Annotated in this window: 17 protein-coding genes; 4 read left to right on the plus strand and 13 right to left on the minus strand. The window is 72.5% G+C overall.

The features are described from left to right. Positions 1–181 precede the first annotated feature (181 nt). Complete coding sequence (locus IE329_RS20860; protein ID WP_190212535.1) at positions 182–511, plus strand: tetratricopeptide repeat protein; 330 nt, start codon at positions 182–184, stop codon at positions 509–511. 137 nt (positions 512–648) lie between these two features. Here IE329_RS20860 and rpsD read toward each other — a convergent pair whose 3' ends face one another. From rpsD to ppk2, 3 genes are all read right to left on the minus strand, one after another. Further along, positions 649–1,263: a 30S ribosomal protein S4 gene (gene rpsD / locus IE329_RS20865; RefSeq protein ID WP_190212468.1), complete on the minus strand. Its 615-nt coding sequence runs from the start codon at positions 1,261–1,263 to the stop codon at positions 649–651. A gap of 311 nt (positions 1,264–1,574) precedes the next feature. Beyond that, positions 1,575–3,083 carry a replication-associated recombination protein A gene (locus IE329_RS20870; protein ID WP_229927622.1) on the minus strand — a complete coding sequence of 503 codons (1,509 nt, stop codon included), beginning with the start codon at positions 3,081–3,083 and terminating at the stop codon, positions 1,575–1,577. A gap of 98 nt (positions 3,084–3,181) precedes the next feature. Next, entirely contained in the window at positions 3,182–3,994 is an 813-nt protein-coding gene (ppk2, locus tag IE329_RS20875) for a polyphosphate kinase 2 (RefSeq protein WP_190212469.1), read from the minus strand. 433 nt (positions 3,995–4,427) lie between these two features. Here ppk2 and IE329_RS20880 point away from each other — a divergent pair, with 433 nt between their 5' ends. Then, the gene (locus IE329_RS20880; protein WP_190212470.1) at positions 4,428–5,369 is read left to right on the plus strand and encodes a LysR family transcriptional regulator; all 942 of its coding nucleotides are present in this window, start codon (positions 4,428–4,430) and stop codon (positions 5,367–5,369) included. Here IE329_RS20880 and IE329_RS20885 read toward each other — a convergent pair. The 4 genes from IE329_RS20885 to IE329_RS20900 form a co-directional block, all read right to left on the minus strand. Next, positions 5,342–5,848 carry a GNAT family N-acetyltransferase gene (locus tag IE329_RS20885; RefSeq protein WP_190212471.1) on the minus strand — a complete coding sequence of 169 codons (507 nt, stop codon included), beginning with the start codon at positions 5,846–5,848 and terminating at the stop codon, positions 5,342–5,344. The two genes, IE329_RS20880 and IE329_RS20885, sit on opposite strands and share 28 nt — an antisense overlap. 100 nt (positions 5,849–5,948) lie before the next feature. Continuing rightward, entirely contained in the window at positions 5,949–7,745 is a 1,797-nt protein-coding gene (gene aspS, locus IE329_RS20890) for an aspartate--tRNA ligase (protein ID WP_190212472.1), read from the minus strand. After that, positions 7,742–9,004, minus strand: coding sequence for a histidine--tRNA ligase (hisS, locus tag IE329_RS20895; protein ID WP_190212473.1), 1,263 nt, complete (start codon positions 9,002–9,004; stop codon positions 7,742–7,744). Before hisS ends, aspS begins: the two co-directional genes overlap by 4 nt. 11 nt (positions 9,005–9,015) lie before the next feature. Next, positions 9,016–9,723 carry an MBL fold metallo-hydrolase gene (locus tag IE329_RS20900; protein ID WP_190212474.1) on the minus strand — a complete coding sequence of 236 codons (708 nt, stop codon included), beginning with the start codon at positions 9,721–9,723 and terminating at the stop codon, positions 9,016–9,018. A gap of 310 nt (positions 9,724–10,033) precedes the next feature. Between IE329_RS20900 and IE329_RS20905 the strand changes: the two genes are divergently transcribed. Further along, positions 10,034–10,852, plus strand: coding sequence for a peptidylprolyl isomerase (locus IE329_RS20905; protein WP_190212475.1), 819 nt, complete (start codon positions 10,034–10,036; stop codon positions 10,850–10,852). A gap of 262 nt (positions 10,853–11,114) precedes the next feature. Beyond that, entirely contained in the window at positions 11,115–12,344 is a 1,230-nt protein-coding gene (locus IE329_RS20910; protein ID WP_190212476.1) for a DUF349 domain-containing protein, read from the plus strand. Between the two features lie 68 nt (positions 12,345–12,412). On the opposite strand, the gene IE329_RS20915 is transcribed toward IE329_RS20910, so the two are convergent. The 6 genes from IE329_RS20915 to ruvB form a co-directional block, all read right to left on the minus strand. After that, the gene (locus IE329_RS20915; RefSeq protein ID WP_073921486.1) at positions 12,413–14,854 is read right to left on the minus strand and encodes a RelA/SpoT family protein; all 2,442 of its coding nucleotides are present in this window, start codon (positions 14,852–14,854) and stop codon (positions 12,413–12,415) included. 171 nt (positions 14,855–15,025) lie between these two features. Further along, positions 15,026–15,577, minus strand: a complete 552-nt coding sequence (locus IE329_RS20920) for an adenine phosphoribosyltransferase (RefSeq protein ID WP_190212477.1) — start codon at positions 15,575–15,577, stop codon at positions 15,026–15,028. Between the two features lie 25 nt (positions 15,578–15,602). Next, positions 15,603–16,715 carry a protein translocase subunit SecF gene (secF, locus tag IE329_RS20925; protein ID WP_190212478.1) on the minus strand — a complete coding sequence of 371 codons (1,113 nt, stop codon included), beginning with the start codon at positions 16,713–16,715 and terminating at the stop codon, positions 15,603–15,605. A gap of 4 nt (positions 16,716–16,719) precedes the next feature. Beyond that, positions 16,720–18,534, minus strand: a complete 1,815-nt coding sequence (gene secD, locus IE329_RS20930) for a protein translocase subunit SecD (protein WP_373311244.1) — start codon at positions 18,532–18,534, stop codon at positions 16,720–16,722. 147 nt (positions 18,535–18,681) lie between these two features. Beyond that, a complete protein-coding gene (yajC, locus tag IE329_RS20935) occupies positions 18,682–19,101 on the minus strand; it encodes a preprotein translocase subunit YajC (RefSeq protein WP_190212479.1) in 420 nt (139 codons plus the stop codon). 167 nt (positions 19,102–19,268) lie between these two features. After that, positions 19,269–20,378, minus strand: coding sequence for a Holliday junction branch migration DNA helicase RuvB (ruvB, locus tag IE329_RS20940; RefSeq protein WP_229927623.1), 1,110 nt, complete (start codon positions 20,376–20,378; stop codon positions 19,269–19,271). Between the last annotated feature and the right edge of the window lie 125 nt (positions 20,379–20,503).

A 20,503-nucleotide genomic window follows, 5' to 3' on the forward strand; every position in this document is an offset into this window, starting at 1 on the left:
GTCGGTGGCGGGGGGTCGGTGGCGGGGGCGTCGGGGGCGGTGGCGGTGGCGGTGGCGGGGGCGTCGGGGGCGGGTCGGCGGCCGCGAGGGCGGGCGCGGAATAGTTGAAGCTTCACCATTGCTGTGGGCGGCAGCACCCGCGAGAGGAGCACCTGCCATGACCATCACGACCACCCCGGCGATGACCGCCGGCCACGACAGCTCCAGGGAGTACGCCCTGGCGCGGTTCCACTTCGACGCGAAGGCGTACACCGACGCCGCCCGCCTGCTGGAGGGCGTACTGGCCGAGGAGCCGGGCAACCTCTCGGTCCGGCTGCTGCTCGCCCGCAGCCTGTACCACTCCGCGCAGCTCTCCCGGGCCGCCGACGAGCTGCGCCGCGTCCTGGAGCAGGACCCGGCCGAGGACTACGCCCGGCTGATGCTCGGCCGCACCCTCCAGCGCCAGGGCCGCCCCGACGAGGCCCGGGTGCACCTGCGGCTGGCCGCCGCGATGGGCGCCGAGACGGTCTGAGCGCGGCCGGCGGACCGGACGAGCCGGCGGACGCGTATGACCGGCGGACAAGAGAACGAGCCCCCACCGCCTCGAAGGGCGGTGGGGGCTCGTCCGGGTCCTGCTGCCGGCCGCACGGGGCGGCCGGCGCTCGCGGGTCAGCGCGAGTAGTACTCGACGACCAGCTGCTCGTCGCAGATCACGGGGATCTCACGACGCTGCGGGGCGCGGTCCAGGCGGAAGGCCAGGGCCTTGAGGTTGACCTCGAGGTACTTGGGGGTCTGGCCCTCGCCCGCGTAGCCACCCTCACGGGCGACCTGGAACGGAACCTTCTCCTTGCTACGGTCGCGAACGGTCACGACGTAGCCCGGCTTCAGCTGGAACGAGGGCTTGTTGACCTTGCGGCCGTTGACCTCGATGTGGCCGTGAACGACCATCTGGCGGGCCTGGTAGATGGTGCGGGCGATGCCCGAACGCAGCACCAGGGAGTCGAGGCGCACCTCCAGGTCGGCGACGAGCGCCTCACCGGTCTTGCCCTCGGCCTTCTTCGCGCGGTCGAACGCGCGGGCCATCTGGGTCTCGCTCAGGTCGTACTGCGCGCGCAGACGCTGCTTCTCGAGCAGACGGACCTTGTAGTCCGAGTTCTGCTTGCGGCCGCGGCCGTGCTGGCCGGGCGGGTACGGGCGGGCCTCGAAGTACTTGACGGACTTCGGGGTCAGCGGGATACCCAGCGCACGGGCAATCTTGACCTTGGGACGCTTCTGGTTCGCCATGAACCAAACCTTCCTTGCTCTTCCAATACGGCTTCACCAGGTGTTGACGGAGGTCGCTCCTCGCGACCCGGAGAAAAACCACCCCGAGGGGTGATCAGCCGCTCTCCGGAGCCGGGCACGGAAGTGCTTGCACACGAGTGGCCCACCGACGCGAACGTGGTGGGCTGCCCGCGACACCGAAACGGTGCGCGACGCTCCTGGAGGCCCCGTGAGGAACCTCGGGCCGATGCCCCGCTGGTGCGGCCGGTCAGATCAGGGTGACCCCTGCTGCCGTCCCGGGACATGGCACTCCGACCGAGTATACCCGGCGATCACTCGCTCTTTTCCCCGGTGCCCTTCTCCCCCGCGCCGCCCTCGGCGCCGCTCCCCTGCCCCGCCCCGCCCTCGGCCACCGCCGCCGTCGGCGCGGGCCCGGGGGCCGGGCCCTTCCGCGCCGGCTCCCGGGGGCCCTTCTCACGGGGCGGAGCGGCCGGTGCGCCGGACAGCCGGCCCCTGGTCCACTCCACCACGTCGGCGTAGCGGGCCTCGCCGCCGTGCCGGGTCGGCCGGTAGTAGACCTTGCCGTGGACCGTGTCCGGCGCGTACTGCTGGGCCGCGATGCCGCCGGGCAGGTCGTGCGGGTACTGGTACCCCTGGCCGTGGCCGAGCTTCCCGGCGCCGCCGTAGTGGGCGTCCCGCAGGTGCGGCGGCACGGCGCCGGCCAGGCCCTGCCGGACGTCGGCGAGGGCCGCGTCGATGGCCAGGTAGGCCGCGTTCGACTTGGCCGCCAGGGCCAGCGCGATGGCCGCCTGGGAGAGGATGATCCGCGCCTCCGGGAAGCCGATCAGCGCCACCGCCTGGGCGGCCGCCACCGCCGTCTGCAGGGCGGTCGGGTCGGCCAGGCCGATGTCCTCGCTGGCGGAGATCATCAGCCGCCGGGCGATGAACCGCGGGTCCTCCCCCGCCTCGATCATCCGGGCCAGGTAGTGCAGGGTGGCGTCCACGTCGCTGCCCCGGATCGACTTGATCAGCGCACTGGCGACGTCGTAGTGCTGGTCGCCGTCCTTGTCGTAGCGCACCGCCGCCTTGTTGACGGCCGTCTCGGTGGTCGCCAGGGTGATGGCCGGCTCGGACTTCTCCAGGGCCGCCCCGGCCGCGGCCTCCAGGGTGGTCAGGGCCCGCCGGGCGTCCCCGCCGGCCAGCCGGACGAGGTGGTCCTCGGCCTCCGGGCTCAGCTCCAGCGCCCCGCCGAGCCCGCGCTCGTCGGCCACCGCGCGGTGCAGCAGGGCCCGGACGTCGTCGTCGGTCAGCGACTCCAGGGTGAGCAGCAGCGAGCGGGAGAGCAGCGGGGAGATCACCGAGAAGTACGGGTTCTCGGTGGTGGCGGCGATCAGGGTGACCCAGCGGTTCTCGACGGCCGGGAGCAGCGAGTCCTGCTGCGCCTTGGAGAAGCGGTGGATCTCGTCGAGGAAGAGCACCGTCTCCTTGCCGCTCATGCCGACCGCCCGGCGGGCCCCCTCGATGACGGCGCGGACCTCCTTGACGCCCGCGGTGATCGCGGACAGCTCGACGAAGCGGCCCTCCACGGCCTGGCTGATCACGTGCGCCAGGGTGGTCTTGCCCGTCCCGGGCGGCCCCCAGAGGATCACCGAGCTGGTCGCGGCCGGGCCGCGCGAGCCGCTGACCAGGCGGCGCAGCGGTGAGCCGTCCTTGAGCAGCTGCCGCTGGCCGGCCACCTCGTCCAGGGTGCGCGGGCGCATCCGTACGGCGAGCGGGGCCCGCCCGGGCTCCTTGGCCTGGCGTTCCTCGGCTGCTGCGGTGAAGAGGTCCGGTTCGTCCACACCGGCAGCCTATGCGAGGGCGCCGACAGTCCGGCGCCGGTGAGCGGGGCCGGGACGGCGGGGGCCGGGGCCGGGACGGCGGAGGCCGGGGCCCGGGGTCAGCCCGCCAGGGTGGCCGCGTGGTCGGGGACGTACTTCTGCAGGTCGCGCGGCGGCCGGCGGTACCCCTCGGACGGCGGGCGGGCCGGCAGCTCGATCTCGGGCCGGACCACGTCGCGGTACGGGACGACCGACAGCAGGTGGGCGATCATGTTGATCCGGGCCCGGCGCTTGTCGTCGCTCTCCACCACGTGCCAGGGCGACTCGGGGGTGTCGGTGTGGACGAACATCGCGTCCTTGGCCCGGGAGTACTCCTCCCACCGGGTGATCGACTCGGTGTCCATCGGGGAGAGCTTCCAGCGCCGCATCGGGTCCTCCAGGCGGCCCCGGAACCGGCGCTCCTGCTCGGTGTCGCTGACCGAGAACCAGTACTTGCGCAGCAGGATGCCCGACTCGATCAGCATCCGCTCGAAGGTCGGGCACTGGTTCAGGAACTGCCAGTACTCCTCCTCGGTGCAGAAGCCCATCACCTTCTCCACCCCGGCCCGGTTGTACCAGCTGCGGTCGAACAGCACGATCTCGCCGGCGGCCGGCAGGTGCTCGACGTACCGCTGGAAGTACCACTGGGTGCGCTGGCGCTCGGTCGGGGTGGGCAGCGCGGCGACCCGGGCGATGCGGGGGTTCAGGTACTCGGTCACCCGCTTGATCGCGCCGCCCTTGCCGGCCGCGTCGCGGCCCTCGAAGACGACCACCAGCCGGGCCCCCTCGGCGCGCACCCATTCCTGGAGCTTCACCAGCTCGGCCTGCAGCCGCAGCAGCTCCCGCTCGTAGGGCTTCTTCGCGAGGCGTTCGTCTGCGGCCCTGCCTGCCATCTGGGTGCCCTCCCGAGCGAAGTCCCGCCCGGCGAGGTCCGGGAGGTGCCGATGAGCACTCACGCTAGGCCGGATCGGGGGCGGGCGCAGGTCATGTCCGGGGCCGGCGGCGTGGCGCGGGCCGGCCGGGGCGTCACGGGCGGGCCGCACGGGCGGTCGCGTCCGGTGGGCCGGAGGACCAGGGGCCGGAGGGCCAGGGGCCCCGGGGCCCGGTGGGTGGGGGCGGGGCGGGGCGGGACCGGGCGTTGGAAACCGGCCCCCCGTCCGACTCCCAACGCCACCGCCCCCGTTCGCCCGGCGCAAGCCCCCCACGGCGCGCCGGGCAGCCGGCAGGCGGCCCGGATCCCCCCTGGCCGCCGTCCCCCGTCCGGCTGGCCAACTCTGGCCCAGACCCGCCCGACGGGTCCAATTCCTCGTTCCATAACCTGGCGGCATGGACATCGACACCCGCCTGCTGCGCTCCTTCGCGGTGGTCTGCGACGAAGGACAGCTCACCGCGGCGGCGGCCCGGCTGCGGGTGTCCCAGCCGGCGCTCACCAAGCAGATCCGGCAGCTGGAGGAGCGGGTCGGCGCGGAGCTGTTCCGGCGTTCGCGGGCCGGGATGACCCCGACGGCCGCCGGCAACGCGCTGGCCGCCCACGCCGCCGAGCTGCTCGGCTCCTGGGACGACGCGCTGCGGGCCGTCCGGGACGCGGCGGCGCAGGGCGGGGCGAAGCTCCGGGTGGGCTTCGAGGGCGGCACGATCAACCTCGTCGGCCGGCAGACCGTGACGGACTTCACCACCAGGATGCCCGGCTGGCAGGTCGAGATACGGCAGAACAGCTGGTTCGACCCGGCCGCCGGGCTCACCGCCGGCGAGGTGGACCTCGCGCTGTGGCACGCGCCGCCGTGGATGGCGGAGCGCTACGCGACCAGCCTGCTGGGGACGGACCGGCGCTGCATCGCCCTGGCGGCCGGCCACCGGCTGGCCGGGGAGGGTGTGCTCGACTTCGCCGAGCTGCTGGAGGAGCCGTTCGTGGCGATGCCCGCGGAGGCCGGCCACTGGCGGGAGTACTGGCTGGGGGCGCAGGAGCGCGGCGGGCGGCCGGCCCGGATCGGCGCGGTCGCGCACAACGCGGACGAGTGGCTGGCGGCGGTGGCCTGCGGCCAGGGCATCGGCATCGCGCCGGAGACCATCAGCCGGCTGAGCACCCGGCCCGGCGTGGTGTACCGGCCGGTCCGGGGGCTCGGCCCGGGCCAGGTCGGGCTGTACTGGCCCCGGGAGCGGCCGTGCACGCCCGCGATGACCGCCTTCATCCGCAGCTGCCGCGCGACGGTGGAGATCGGCGGCCCGGCCGCCGCCGGGCCTCAGACCGCGTCGAAGGGCTCCGGGTAGCGACAGAGTCCGCGCGGACCGCCGTCGTACGCGGAGAGGGTGAGTGCCTGGAAGTAGCTGTCCGGCACCTCGAACGGGCCGGTCAGGTCGTGCTCGACGGCCGGGGCGAAACCGAACCGGCCGTAGTAGTCGGGGTCGCCCAGCACCACCACCACCCGCTCGCCCGCCTCGTCGGCGGCGGTCAGCGCGGCCCGGACCACCAGCTCGCCGACCCCCTTGCGCTGCCACTCGGGCGCCACCGCGACCGGGGCGAGCGCCAGGCCGTCCCCGTCGCCGACCCGGAGCCGGGTCAGCAGTGCGTGGCCGATGACGAGTCCGCCCTTGTCGACCGCCACCAGGGACAGTTCGGGCAGCCAGGCCGGGTCGCGGCGCAGCGCGTCGACGAGGTCCGCCTCGTCCGGCCCGGGGAAGGCCGCCATGTGGACCCGCCGGGTGGCCGGGGCGTCCTCAGGGGTCTCAACTCTCGTACGCAGGGTCATTCCCCGCTCCTTCGGTGTCGCACGCCATTGTGGACCGGCCCCGGCCCGGACGCGTCGTCCGCGTCCGTTCCGGGGCCGTGAAGGTATACCAGACCGGGCGTCAGGCCTGCTGCTCGGTCTCGCCCTTGGGCTTCGCTTCCTCACGAACCTTGGGCTGCGCGTCGACGCCCGCCTCGCGGCGCTGCGCCGGGGTGATCGCCGTGGGGGCACCGGTCAGCGGGTCACCGCCGGTGGACGTCTTCGGGAACGCGATGACGTCCCGGATGGTGTCGTACCCGCCCAGCAGCGTGACGATGCGGTCCAGGCCGAAGGCGACCCCGCCGTGCGGCGGCGGGCCGTAGTTGAAGGCGTCGAGCAGGAAGCCGAACTGCGACTGCGCCTCCTCTTCGGAGAGGCCGATCGCGTCGAACGCCCGCTTCTGCACGTCCCGCTGGTGGATACGGATCGAACCGCCGCCCAGCTCCGAGCCGTTGAGCACCAGGTCGTACGCGTTGGAGAGCGCGCTGCCCGGGTCGGTGTCGAAGGTGGCGAGCGACTCGGCGGTCGGCGCGGTGAAGGGGTGGTGGACGGCGTGCCAGCCCTGGAACTGCCCCTTGTCGTCCTCGATCGGCTCGAACATCGGGAAGTCGACCACCCAGAGGAAGGCCCACTGCGACTCGTCGATCAGGTCGCAGCGGCGGCCGATCTCCAGGCGGGCCGCGCCGAGCAGCTCCTGCGAGGCGGTCTTCTTGCCGGCCGCGAAGAAGATCGCGTCACCGTTCTTCGCCCCGGCGGCGGCGGCGAGGCCGGCCAGATGCTCCGCGTTGAGGTTCTTGGCGACCGGGCCGCGCAGCTCGCCGGTCTCGGCGTCGATGACGACGTAGGCGAGGCCGCGGGCGCCGCGCGCCTTGGCCCAGTCCTGCCAGGCGTCCAGCTGCTTGCGGGGCTGCGAGGCGCCGCCGGGCATGACGACCGCGCCGACGTACGGGGCCTGGAAGACCCGGAACTCGGTGCCCTTGAAGTACTCGGTGAGGTCGGTGAGTTCCTGGCCGAAGCGGACGTCCGGCTTGTCGGAGCCGTAGCGGTTCATGGCGTCCGCGTAGGTCATCCGGGGCAGCGGGTTCGGGATCTCGTACCCGTGCACCTCGCGCCAGATGGCGGCGACGGTCTTCTCGCCGAGGGCCAGGATGTCCTCCTGGTCGACGAAGGAGGCCTCGATGTCCAGCTGGGTGAACTCCGGCTGCCGGTCGGCGCGGAAGTCCTCGTCCCGGAAGCAGCGGGCGATCTGGTAGTACTTCTCCATCCCGGCCACCATCAGCAGCTGCTTGAACAGCTGCGGCGACTGCGGCAGGGCGTACCAGTGGCCCGGCTGCAGGCGGACGGGGACGAGGAAGTCGCGGGCGCCCTCGGGGGTGGAGCGGGTGAGGTACGGCGTCTCGATGTCGAGGAAGCCGTTCTCCTCCATCACCGTGCGGATGACGTGGTTGACCTTGGAGCGCAGGCGCAGCGCGCGGGCCGGGCCCTCGCGGCGCAGGTCCAGGTAGCGGTACCGGAGGCGGACCTCCTCGTTGACCGTGCCCGGCTCGTACTCGGCGACCGGGAAGGGCAGCGGGGCGGCCTCGGAGAGCACCTCGATCTCGCTGACGACGACCTCGACGGCGCCGGTCGCGATCTCGGTGTTCTCGTTGCCCTCGGGGCGGATCCGGACGTCGCCGGTGACCTTGACGCAGTACTCGGCGCGCAGGCCGTGCACGGAGTCCAGGTCGCGCACCACGATCTGCACGGTGCCGGAGGCGTCGCGCAGGTCGATGAAGGCGACGCCGCCGTGGTCGCGGCGGCGGGCGACCCAGCCGGCCAGGGTGATGGTGGTGCCGGCGTGCTCCGCGCGGAGCGTGCCCGCGTCGTGCGTGCGGATCACTGCTGCTTCTCCTTCAGGGTGGTGACGAGTGCGTCCAGGGCGACGGGGTTCTGCTCGCCGGTGGTCATGTCCTTGAGCTGCACGACGCCTTCGGCGAGGTCGCGGTCGCCCGCGATCAGTGCGAAGCGGGCGCCGGAGCGGTCGGCGGACTTCATGGCGTTCTTGATGCCCTTGACGCCGAACGCCAGGTCGGTGGCGACGCCGGCCCGGCGCAGCTCGACGACCTTGGCGAACAGGACGTTCTTGGCCTCCTCGCCGAGCGCGACGGCGTAGACGGAGGTGGTGGCGGGCAGGTCGAGGACGATGCCCTCGGCCTCCATCGCCAGGAAGGTGCGGTCCACGCCGAGGCCCCAGCCGACGGACGGCAGCGCGGGGCCGCCGAGCATCTCGGAGAGGCCGTCGTAGCGGCCGCCGCCGCCGATGGCGGACTGCGCGCCGAGGCCGTTGTGCACGAACTCGAAGGTGGTGCGGGTGTAGTAGTCCAGCCCGCGGACCAGCTTGGGGTCGTCCACGAAGGCGACGCCGGCGGCGGTGAGCAGCTCACGGACCTGCTCGTCGTACGCCTTGCAGTCCTCGCAGAGGAAGTCGCGCAGCTTGGGCGCGTCGGTCAGCTGGGCCTGCACGCTCTCGCGCTTGTCGTCCAGCACGCGCAGCGGGTTGATCCCGGCCCGGCGGCGGGTGTCCTCGTCGAGGTCCAGGCCGTCCAGGAACTCGACCAGGGCGGCCCGGTAGACCGGGCGGCACTGCTTGTCGCCGAGGCTGTTGAGCAGCAGCGAGTAGTCGCGCAGGCCGAGCGAGCGGAAGGCGTCGTCGGCGAGGATGATCACCTCGGCGTCGAGCGCCGGGTCCTCGGTGCCGATCGCCTCGGCGCCGATCTGGGCGAACTGGCGGTAGCGGCCCTTCTGGGCCCGCTCGTAGCGGTAGAAGGAGCCGGAGTACCAGAGCTTGACCGGCAGGTTGCCGAGCTTGTGCAGGTTGGCCTGGAGGGCGGCCCGGACGACGGAGGCGGTGCCCTCGGGGCGGAGCGCGAGTTCGTCGCCGCCCTTGGTGGTGAGGGTGTACATCTCCTTGTTGACGATGTCGGTGGACTCGCCGACACCGCGGGAGAAGAGCTTGACGTCCTCGAAGACCGGGGTCTCGATGTAGCCGTAGCCGGCCCGGCGCAGCGGCGCGGAGAGGCGCTCGCGGATCGCCAGGTACGTCGCGGAGCTCGGCGGCAGCAGGTCGTAGGTGCCCTTGGGGGCGGTGAAGGTGCTCAACTTCTCTTCCGTCACATTCCTCGTCGCGGGAAGCCGGGCGCGCCCTGCGCACCGGCCGCCTGCTGGAGGTAGGGGTTGGTGGCGCGCTCGCGGCCGATGGTGGTCTGGGTTCCGTGGCCGGAGAGGACCACGGTGGCGTCGTCGAGGGGCAGGCAGACCCGGGCCAGCGAGCGCATGATCGCGTCGCCGTCGCCGCCCGGGAGGTCCGTGCGCCCGATGGAGCCGGCGAAGAGCAGGTCGCCCGAGAACAGCACCGGAGGGAGGTCCGCTGCCGCCGGCGTCCTGAAGGTCACCGACCCCTTGGTATGGCCCGGGGCGTGGTCGACGGTGAGCCGCAGCCCGGCCAGGTCGAGGACGCTGCCGTCCTTCAGCTCGCGGACGTCGTCGGGCTCGCCGACGGTGATGGAGCCCATCAGCTGCTGTCCGAGGGACCGGCCGAGCGCCCGCTCCGGGTCCGCCAGCATGTAGCGGTCCTCGGGGTGGATCCAGGCCGGGACGCCGCGGGCGCCGCAGACCGGCACCACGGAGGCGACGTGGTCGATGTGCCCGTGGGTGAGGACGACCGCGACCGGCTTGAGCCGGTGCTCGCGGATGAGGTCCTCGACGCCCTGGGTGGCCTCGTGGCCCGGGTCGACGATCACGCACTCCTCACCGGGAGCGGGCGCGACCAGGTAGCAGTTGGTGCCCCAGGCTCCCGCGGGGAATCCGGCGATGAACACGCGAGTCCTCTGTGGTCGGCCGTCGGTCGGATGGTGCTTCCGTACAAGTCTCCGTGCAGCCTACCGGCGCCGTGGCACCGGTTGCGAACCAGATAGGCGGCGCCGCCCCGGCTCGTCCACGGACCACCCGGGCGTGCCGGAGGGGCCGGCCGCGGCGCCTCACCTCCGTCTTACGCGCGAGGTCCCTACACTTGGCCGCCAATGGGTGCGATGATCCGCAGGCGGCACCCGCAGGCACAGCAGTCCCAGAGTCCCTCCTCGTCCGCCAGTGGGCGGGGGGCCCACAGCGCATATGTAGGAGACACGGCCGGTGGTCACCAGCGAACAGCGGCGGCGGCAGCTCGCCCGCGAGAAGTACGAGCGTCAGGCCGAGCGCCGGGCCGAGGCCCAGAAGAAGGCCCGTCGTCGCAACAGCATCATCGGCGCCGCGCTCGCGGTCGTCGTGCTCGCGGGCGGCGGCGCCGTGATCGGCGGGGTGTTCGACTCGGGCGACACGAAGGACAAGACGGCCCAGGCCGCCCCCACCCCGACGGTCGCCGACCCGACGGCGGCGCCGACCCGCAAGCCCGTCGAGGGCTGCGCCGCCCCGGCGGACGGCAAGCCCAACGGCAAGCAGTGGACGGCCGAGCCGGCCCTGACGGTCGACACCAAGGCCGCGTACACCGCGACCCTGGACACCAACTGCGGCAAGGTGACGATCGCGCTGGACGCCGCCAAGGCGCCGCACACCGTCAACTCCTTCGCGTTCCTCTCCGGGGAGCAGTACTTCGACCACGTGAAGTGCCACCGGCTCACCACCGACGGCATCTTCGTGCTGCAGTGCGGTGACCCGACCGGCAGCGGATCCGGCGGCCCGGGCTACAAGTTCGCCGACGAGAACCTGACCGGCGCCACCTACCCGGCGGGCACCGTGGCGATGGCCAACGCCGGCGCGGGCACCAACGGCAGCCAGTTCTTCCTGGTCTACAAGGACACCCAGCTGCCGCCGAACTACACCCCGTTCGGCAAGATCACCGGCGGCCTGGACACCCTCCAGAAGATCGCCGCCGCGGGCACCCTGGACGGTGGCTCGGACGGCGCGCCGATGGCCGACGTCACCCTCAACTCGGTGGCCACCGCCAAGGGTTGATCCATTCCGTGCCGCGCGGCCGGTACCCTGCGGGGGCCGCCGCGCGGCGCGTGGCCGAAATCGCCCGGCCGGGTATGCGGACAGCACCCGCCCCGGTCGCCTATGTTGGCGTTGTATAGGGTGCCCAGACCCGTCGGCCGTCACCCTCGGCATCAGTACACGACGGGCGGGACGGCGGACTCATCGGTCCGCCGCACATCAACTGTGGACGACGGACGCGTGCCGCCCCGGCGCGGGCGCGACGTCATGTGGAGGACGCGCTATGAGCAGCGACCCGTGGGGCCGTGTCGACGAGCAGGGGACCGTCTATGTCAGGACGGCGGACGGCGAACGCGTCGTCGGCTCCTGGCAGGCCGGCTCCCCCGAGGAGGCCCTCGCCTACTTCGAGCGCAAGTACCAGGGCATCGCCGTGGAGATCGGCCTGCTGGAGAAGCGGGTACGGACCACCGACCTTGCGGCCAAGGACGCCCAGGCGGCCCTGGAGCACCTGCGTGCCCAGGTCGTCGAGGCGCACGCGGTGGGTGACCTGGACGCGCTGGCCAAGCGCCTGGACGCGCTGGGTGCCGACATCGAGACCCGCCGTGAGGAGCGCAAGGCCGCCCGCGCCAAGGCGCAGGACGAGACCCGCGCCGCCAAGGACAAGCTGGTCGCCGAGGCCGAGCAGCTCGCCGAGTCCACCCAGTGGCGGGAGGCCGGCGACCGGCTGCGCGCCCTGGTGGACACCTGGAAGGCGCTGCCGCGCCTGGACCGCAAGAGCGACGACGAGCTGTGGCACCGCTTCTCGCACGCCCGGTCGGTCTTCTCCAAGCACCGCAAGGCGCACTTCGCGACCCTGGACGCCGAGCGTGACCACGCCCGCGCGGCCAAGGAGAAGCTGGTCGCCGAGGCCGAGGCGCTCTCCGGCTCGACCGAGTGGGGCGACACCGCGGCCAAGTACCGCGACCTGATGACCCGCTGGAAGGCCGCCGGCCGCGCCCAGCGCGACATCGAGGACGAGCTGTGGGCGCGGTTCCGCGGCGCGCAGGACGTCTTCTTCCAGGCCCGCTCCGCCGTGTTCAGCGAGCGCGACGCCGAGCAGGTCGAGAACCAGAAGCTCAAGGAGGTGCTGGCGGCCGAGGCGGAGACCCTGCTGCCGATCGGCGACCTCAAGGCGGCCAAGGCGGCGCTGCGTGACATCAGCGAGCGCTGGGAGGCCATCGGCCACGTCCCGCGCGACGCCCGCCCGAAGCTGGACGCCCGCCTGGGCACCGTCGAGCGCGCGATCCGCGAGGCCGAGGACGCCGAGTGGCAGCGCTCCAACCCGGAGGCCAAGGCCCGTGCGGCCGGCATGGCCGGCCTGCTGCAGGCCAAGGCCGACAAGCTGAACGCCGACCTGGAGAAGGCCCGCGCGGCCGGCAACGCCTCCCGGGTGGCGAAGCTGGAGGGCGAGCTGGCCGGCCTGCAGACCCTGCTCGACCAGGCCCAGAAGAGCCTGGAGGAGTTCAGCGGCTGACCTGCCGCTCCGCTCCACGTGCGAGGGGCCCCACCGCCGCGGCGGTGGGGCCCCTCGTACGTCCCGGCCTACTTGTTGCGGGCCGAGGTGACCCGGTAGACGTCGTAGACGCCCTCGACGCCGCGGACGGCCTTCAGCACGTGCCCCAGGTGCTTGGGGTCACCCATCTCGAAGGTGAAGCGGCTCATCGCCACCCGGTCGCGGGAGGTCTGCACCGCCGCCGACAGGATGTTGACGTGCTGGTCGGACAGCACCCGGGTGACGTCCGAGAGCAGCCGGGAGCGGTCCAGCGCCTCGACCTGGATGGCGACCAGGAAGACCGAGGACTGGGTGGCCGCCCACTCGACCTCGATCATCCGCTCGGGCTGCTGGCTCAGCGACTCCACGTTGACGCAGTCCGCGCGGTGCACGGAGACGCCGTTGCCACGGGTCACGAAGCCGACGATCGGGTCGCCGGGCACCGGGGTGCAGCAGCGCGAGAGCTTGACCCAGAGGTCCTCGACGCCCTTGACGATGATGCCCGGGTCGCCCTTGGCCCGGCGCCGCATGGTGCGGCCGCCGTCGTGCGTCGGGGTGGCCGTCTCGGCGAGGTCCTCGGTGGCACCCTCCTCGCCGCCGAGCGCCTGCACCAGCTTCTGGACGATGTTCTGGGCCGAGACGTGGCCCTCGCCGATCGCCGCGTACAGCGAGGAGATGTCGGGGTAACGCATCTCGTGCGCCAGCGTGACCAGCGAGTCCCCGGTGAGGATCCGCTGGATCGGCAGGCCCTGCTTGCGCATCGCGCGGGCGATGGCCTCCTTGCCCTGCTCGATCGCCTCCTCGCGGCGCTCCTTGGAGAACCAGGCCTTGATCTTGTTCCGGGCGCGCGGGGACTTGACGAAGCCCAGCCAGTCCCGGGAGGGGCCGGCGTTCTCCGCCTTGGAGGTGAACACCTCGACGGTGTCACCGTTCTCCAGGGTGGACTCCAGCGGCACCAGCCGCCCGTTGACCCGGGCCCCTATGCAGCGGTACCCGACCTCGGTGTGCACCGCGAAGGCGAAGTCCACCGGGGTGGCCTGGGCGGGCAGCGCTATCACGTCGCCCTTGGGGGTGAAGACGAAGACCTCGTTGTTGGAGAGGTCGAAGCGCAGCGACTCCAGGAACTCGCTCGGGTCCTCGGTCTCCTTCTGCCAGTCCAGCAGCTGCCGCAGCCAGGCCATCTCGTTGACGGCGCCGGCCTTGTCGTCCTTGCGGGTCTGCGAGGGCGTGTCGGTGCGGACCTTGGAGGCGCCGGCCACCGCGCGCTGCTTGTACTTCCAGTGCGCCGCGATGCCGTACTCGGCCCGGCGGTGCATGTCGAAGGTCCGGATCTGCAGCTCGACCGGCTTGCCGCCGGGGCCGATCACCGTGGTGTGCAGCGACTGGTACATGTTGAACTTGGGCATCGCGATGTAGTCCTTGAACCGCCCCGGCACCGGGTTCCACCGCGCGTGGATGGTGCCCAGCGCCGCGTAGCAGTCGCGGACGGTGTCGACCAGGACCCGGATGCCCACCAGGTCGTAGATCTCGGCGAAGTCGCGGCCCCGCACGATCATCTTCTGGTAGACCGAGTAGTAGTGCTTCGGCCGGCCGGTGACGGAGGCGGTGATCCGCGCGCCCCGCAGGTCGCCCTGCACCTGGTCGATGACGGTGGCCAGGTACTCGTCCCGCTTGGGGGCGCGCTCGGCGACCAGCCGCACGATCTCGTCGTACATCTTGGGGTAGAGGATCGCGAAGGCGAGGTCCTCCAGCTCCCACTTGATGGTGTTCATGCCCAGCCGGTGCGCCAGCGGGGCGTAGATCTCCAGCGTCTCGCGGGCCTTCGCCTCCTGCTTCTCCCGCTTGAGGTAGCGCATGGTGCGCATGTTGTGCAGCCGGTCGGCGAGCTTGATCACCAGGACCCGCGGGTCCTTGGCCATCGCCACGACCATCTTGCGGACCGTCTCGGCCTGCGCGGCCTCGCCGAACTTCACCCGGTCCAGCTTGGTGACGCCGTCGACCAGCAGGGCCACCGAGTCGCCGAAGTCCTTGCGCAGGGTCTCCAGGCCGTAGTCGGTGTCCTCGACGGTGTCGTGCAGCAGCCCGGCCATCAGCGTCGCGGCGTCCATGCCCAGCTCGGCCAGGATGGTGGAGACGGCCAGCGGGTGGGTGATGTACGGGTCGCCGCTCTTGCGCTTCTGCCCGCGGTGCCACTTCTCGGCCACCGCGTAGGCCCGCTCGATGTCCCGCAGCAGGGCCGGGTCGGCCTTCGGGTCGTTGGCCCGGATGCTGCGGAAGAGCGGCTCCAGCACCGGGTTGAGCACCGTGCTGCGCTGGCCGCCGAGCCGGGCCAGCCGGGCCCGCATGCCGCTCGCCGAGGTCGGGCGGGCGGCCGGGGCCACCGGTCGCGGCGAGGGTGCGGCCGGGCGTGCCGGGGCGGCCCCCGCGGGCGCGGGCTCGTTCTCGGGGGCGGCCGGTGCGGCCGTGGGCACAACCTCGTCGGGCAAGGACACTCCTCGGGGCGCGGGGCCGACCCCTCGCGCGAGCGGCAAGGGTGAATCTTCATGGTACCGAGCCTGGCGGGCCGGTGTTCCGCCGCGCCCCCGCACGTGTCGGCCCGGCACGCGCCGAGGGCGGTGGCCGCGACCGCGACCACCGCCCTCGACTGCTTGCGCAGGTGTCCCTCAGACCACGACCAGCGTCTCCAGCGGGGCGCCGTCGAGGTGCGCCGCCAGGCGCTCCCGGCCGTCCAGGAAGCCCAGCTCCATCAGGACGACCACCCCGGCGAGCTCGGCGCCGGCCCGCCGGACGAGGTCCAGCGAGGCGCCGATGGTGCCACCGGTCGCGAGCACGTCGTCGACCACCAGCACCCGCTCACCCGGGGTGAAGGCGTCGCACTGGACCTCCAGCGTCGCCGAGCCGTACTCCAGGTCGTAGGACTGCGCGTGGACCTCGCCGGGCAGCTTGCCCTTCTTGCGGACCGGCACGAAGCCGAGCCCGGCCGCGAAGGCCGCCGGGGCCGCCAGCACGAAGCCGCGCGCCTCCAGGCCCACCACCTTGGTCGCCCCGAGCGCCGTGGCCCGCTCCGCCAGCGCCCGGGTGAGGGCCGCGAAGGCCTCGGCGTCGGCGAGCAGCGGCGCGATGTCCTTGAACAGCACGCCGGGCTTCGGGTAGTCCGGAACGTCGCGGATCCTGCTGCTCAGCAGGCCGGCGAGGTCGGTGGCGGGGGAGGTCACGAGCAGTCCTTACGACGGGGAGGGGTCAGCGCTTGCCGGTCGGGCGGCCCTTGGCGCGCGAGCGCCCGGCCGCCTGGCCACGCTGCCCGACCATACCGGCCGGCAGGTCCTCGTCGGCGAACTCCTCGCCTTCGGGGGTGCCGTCACCGGCCGCCTCGGCGGCCGCCTTGGCCTCCGAGGCGCGCCGCTGCGCGACCCGCTTGGCCAGCGCCTTCATCTCGGGCTGCTCCTCCTTGAGCTGCGCGAGCAGCGGGGTGGCGACGCAGATCGAGGAGTAGGCACCGGCGGCGAGGCCGATGAACAGCGCGAGCGAGATGTCGTTCAGGGTGCCGGCGCCCAGCAGGCCGCCGCCGATGAACAGCAGCGCGGCGACCGGCAGCAGGGCGACCACGGTGGTGTTGATGGACCGCACCAGGGTCTGGTTGAGGCCCGCGTTGGCCGCCTCGCTGTAGGTGAGCTTGCTCTGCTTGGTGAGCCCCTTGGTGTTCTCCTTCACGGTGTCGAAGACGACGACCGTGTCGTAGAGCGAGTACCCGAGGATGGTCAGGAAGCCGATCACCGTACCGGGGGTGACCTCGAAGCCCACCAGGGCGTAGACGCCGATGGTGATCAGGAGGTCGTGGATGAGGGCGACCAGGGCCGCCACCGCCATCCGCCACTCGAAGGCGATGGCCATGTAGACCGTCACCAGCACCATGAAGATGACCAGGCCGAGCAGCGCCTTGTGGGAGATCTGCTCACCCCAGCTGGGGCCGATCACCTGGCTGTCGATCTCCGCGACCGGGACGTTCAGCTCCTTGGCGAGGCCGCTGCGGATGCTGTCCGGGGACTGCTCGATCTCGGAGCTGATCTGGATCCGGACCTTGCCGTTGTCCGTGGACTGCACCAGGGCGGTGGTGCCGTGGGTCACGTCGTTGACGGCGGTCTGCGCCTGGGCGACGGTCAGGCCGGACTTCTGGACGGTGTAGACCGAGCCGCCCTTGAACTCGATGCCCAGGTGCAGGCCCATGGCCAGGCCGATGGCCGCGACCAGCACGATGACGCCGGAGATGCTGTACCAGAGCTTGCGGCGCCCGACGAAGTCGAAGCTGACCTCGCCCTGGTAGAGCCGGTGGCCCAGATTGGAGAAGCGTGACATTGCGTCAGGCCTCCTTCGTGGCGGCGGGAGCGGAGTTCCGGCGACGGGTGCCGCGGATCGGCGGGCGGGCGCCCAGGCGCTTCGGGTCCAGGCCGGACCACGGGTGGCCGTCCGAGAAGAACTTCTTCCGGGCGAGCAGCGTGATCAGCGGCTTGGTGAAGAGGAAGATCACCACGACGTCGAGGGCGGTGGTCAGGCCGAGGGTGAAGGCGAAGCCCTGCACCTTGCCGACCGAGACCAGGTAGAGCACCGCGGCGCAGAGGAAGGAGACGAAGTCCGACACCAGGATGGTGCGCCGGGCGCGCGGCCAGGCCCGCTGGACGGCCGGGCGCAGCGGCGCGCCCTCGCGGACCTCGTCGCGGATGCGCTCGAAGTACACGATGAAGGAGTCCGCGGTGATGCCGATCGCGACGATGGCGCCGCAGACCGCCGGGAGGTTCAGCGCGAAGCCGATCCCGGCGCCCAGCAGGCTCATGATCGAGTAGGTCAGCGCGGCCGAGACCAGCAGACCGGCGATCGAGACCAGGCCGAGGCCGCGGTAGTAGACCAGCGAGTAGAGGATCACCAGGATCATGCCGATCAGGCCGGCGATCAGGCCCGCCTTCAGCTGATCCCCGCCGAGCTGCGGCGAGACGGTGACCACGTCGCTCTGCGCGAAGCTGAGCGGCAGGGCGCCGAAGTTCAGGACGTTGGCGAGGCCCTGGGCCTCGTCCTGGGTGAAGCTGCCGGAGATGACGGCGGAGCCGCCCGGGATCGACTCGCGGACCTGCGGGTGGGAGACCACGCCGCCGTCCAGGACGACCGCGAACTGGTTGGCCGGCGGGGCCTGGGTGGCCAGCTGGCCGGTGGTGGTCGCGAAGGCCTTCGACCCGTTGTCGTTGAACTGCAGCTGGACCTGCCAGCCGGCGGCGTTCTGGGTGTCGATGGTGGCCTGGGCCTTGGAGATGTCCGAGCCGTTCACCTGGACGGGGCCGAGGGCGAACTTGTTGTAGTAGCCCTGCTCCTTGTCGGAGCTGCAGGCGACCGTCGGCTTGGTGAGGTCGGACGTCTGGTAGTCCTTGCGCTGCGCGTCGACCGAGCAGTCCAGCGCGGCGAACTGCGCCTGCAGCTCGGCCGGGACGGTGCCCTGGGTCAGCGCGGCGGAGAGGTCCGCGGCGGACGGCGCGGTGGCGGCGGCGCTGGGGTCCGCGGCCGGGGCGCTCGCGGCCGGCGAGGCGGCCGGCGCGGTGGCCGTCGGGGACGGCGACGCGGCGTCGGCGGTCAGGGCCTCACCGAGGGCACGGCCGGCCTTGGTGCCGCTCGCGCTGGGCGTCGGGGCGGCGGCGGTGGAGCCGCCGGTGGCCGTCGCGCTCGCGGTCGGCGCCGGGGCCGCGCTGCCGGAGGCCGAGGCGCTCGGGCTCGCGGTGGGCGCCTGGGCCTGCACGCCGCTGGGGGCGTAGGCCAGGACCGGGCGGAAGAAGAGCTTCGCAGTCGTGCCGACCTGGTCGGCCGCAGACTCCTTGTCCCCACCCTTGGGGATGTTGACGACAATGTTCTTGTCGCCCTCGGTCTGCACCTCGGCCTCGGAGACACCCATCGCGTTGACACGCTTCTGGATGATCGCGACAGCGATGTTCATGTTGGACTTGTTGATCGCCTTGGGGTCGTCCGACTCGGCGGTCAGCGTGATGCTGGTGCCGCCGGCGAGGTCGATCCCGAGGCGGGGCTTGGTGTTGCCCGTCCCGAACATGAGGGCGACCAGTCCGACGGTGACCACCAGGATGAGGGCCAGGGCCCGTCCCGGGTAACCGTCGCGCGGACGCGACTTGGGTGTTGCCACCTTGCTCGTTTCTCCCTGTCCATGCCAGCGCCCGCCGGGCCCCCGTCCGGCGTGGGGCGGGACGGGGGGAAGACGTGACGAGCGAAGGCCCTGAGGTCCTGTGGGCGCGCGGCGGAGTGCCGCGGCGGCCGGATGAGCCCGACCGTACTACTTGCTCGCGGGAGCCCCGCCGTCGGCGTCGCCCTTGTCCGCGCCGTCCTTCGAGAGCGAGAGCGGCTTGTCGCCCTCCTCGGCCGACCCGGCCTCGTCCGCCTCGACGGACTCGGCCAGCTCGGCGAGCTCGTCCTCCAGCGGACGGCCGTTGATGATGGCGTCGTACTCCTGCGGGTCCAGCACCGCGGCGATCGCGCCCTTGGTGAAGTGGCTGACCACGCCGGGCGCGATCTCCAGCTCGACGGTCTCGTCGTTGACCGCCTTCACCTGGGCGTACAGGCCGCCGATGGTGCGCACTCCGGCTCCCGGCTCCAGCGAGGTCTGCATCGACTGCTGCTGCTGCTGGCGCTTCTTCTGCGACCGGAACATCAGGACGATCGCGATAATCGGGAGGAGAAGGATGATGAGGTTCACTGCAGCCAGGGTCCTTTACGGGCCGCCGCCCGGCGGCCTGTGGTGATGGTCGGCCCGTCAGGTGAGAGGGGCGGTCCGGCGGAGTCTAGGCGACCCGAACTGATCGGACAACGCCAAGCATCGCATCCTGCCGCCGAAAGTGGCGACCCTCCGCATGCACAGATTCCTCAGGGTTCCTCCACGGCCCCGAACAGGTCGGACTGCGCGGGCACCGGGCCGCGCGGGCCCTGGCCGGACGCCGCCCGGGCAGGACCGGTCTGGACCGGTGGGACGAGCCCGAGGTGCTGCCAGGCGGCGGGGGTCGCGATCCGCCCGCGGGGGGTACGGGCCAGCAGTCCCTCACGGACCAGGAAGGGCTCGGCGACCTCCTCGACCGTCTCGGCCTCCTCACCCACGGCGACCGCCAGTGTCGACAAACCGACCGGGCCGCCGCCGAACAGCCGGATCAGCGCGTCCAGCACCGCGCGGTCCAGCCGGTCCAGGCCCCGGGCGTCCACCTCGTAGACCTTCAGCGCCTGGGCGGCGATCGTCCGGTCCACCACGCCGTCGTGCTTGACCTGGGCGTAGTCCCGGACCCGGCGCAGCAGCCGGTTGGCGATCCGGGGCGTGCCCCGGGAGCGGCCGGCGATCTCGGCGGCGCCGGCCGGGTCGATCTCCACGTCCAGCAGCGCGGCCGAGCGGTGCACCACCCGCTCCAGCTCGGCGGGGGCGTAGAACTCCATGTGGCCGGTGAAGCCGAAGCGGTCGCGCAGCGGGGGCGGCAGCAGTCCGGCCCGGGTGGTGGCGCCGACCAGGGTGAACGGCGGCAGCTCCAGCGGGATGGCGGTGGCGCCGGGGCCCTTGCCGACGATCACGTCGACCCGGTAGTCCTCCATGGCCATGTAGAGCATCTCCTCGGCCGGCCGGGACATCCGGTGGATCTCGTCGAGGAAGAGCACCTCGCCCTCGGTGAGCGAGGACAGGATGGCCGCGAGGTCGCCGGCGTGCTGGATGGCCGGGCCGGAGGTGATCCGGATCGGGGCGTTCAGCTCGGCCGCGATGATCATGGACAGGGTGGTCTTGCCCAGCCCGGGCGGGCCGCTGAGCAGGACGTGGTCCGGCGCCGTGCCGCGCTTGCGGGCAGCCTGCAGCACCAGCGAGAGCTGCTCGCGGACCCGCTCCTGCCCGATGAACTCGTCCAGCAGCTTGGGGCGCAGCGCCGCCTCGACCGCCTGGTCCTCGCCGTCGGCGGCGGCGGTCACCAGCCGGTCTGCCGGTTCGGAGTCGTACGGGGTCATCGGGGCGGGCTCCAGTCTCGGCGGTCGGGCGGGCGGGCAGCGTTCGGGCGGTCAAGCAGCGGTCAGGCAGCCGGGCCGGCGGCCGTCGGTCGAGCAGCGTGCGGGCGGTCGGGTCACCGGTCGGA

Source organism: Kitasatospora indigofera, from assembly GCF_014655955.1.
GTDB lineage: Bacteria > Actinomycetota > Actinomycetes > Streptomycetales > Streptomycetaceae > Kitasatospora > Kitasatospora indigofera.

Bases quoted from the DNA above. Each gene is read 5' to 3' on its own strand.
- ppk2 (WP_190212469.1), bottom strand. From the start codon at position 3,994: ATGGCAGGCAGGGCCGCAGACGAACGCCTCGCGAAGAAGCCCTACGAG.
- ruvB (WP_229927623.1), bottom strand. From the start codon at position 20,378: ATGACCCCGTACGACTCCGAACCGGCAGACCGGCTGGTGACCGCCGCC.
- IE329_RS20910 (WP_190212476.1), top strand. From the start codon at position 11,115: ATGAGCAGCGACCCGTGGGGCCGTGTCGACGAGCAGGGGACCGTCTAT.
- IE329_RS20885 (WP_190212471.1), bottom strand. From the start codon at position 5,848: ATGACCCTGCGTACGAGAGTTGAGACCCCTGAGGACGCCCCGGCCACC.
- IE329_RS20860 (WP_190212535.1), top strand. From the start codon at position 182: ATGACCGCCGGCCACGACAGCTCCAGGGAGTACGCCCTGGCGCGGTTC.
- rpsD (WP_190212468.1), bottom strand. From the start codon at position 1,263: ATGGCGAACCAGAAGCGTCCCAAGGTCAAGATTGCCCGTGCGCTGGGT.
- secF (WP_190212478.1), bottom strand. From the start codon at position 16,715: ATGTCACGCTTCTCCAATCTGGGCCACCGGCTCTACCAGGGCGAGGTC.
- IE329_RS20880 (WP_190212470.1), top strand. From the start codon at position 4,428: ATGGACATCGACACCCGCCTGCTGCGCTCCTTCGCGGTGGTCTGCGAC.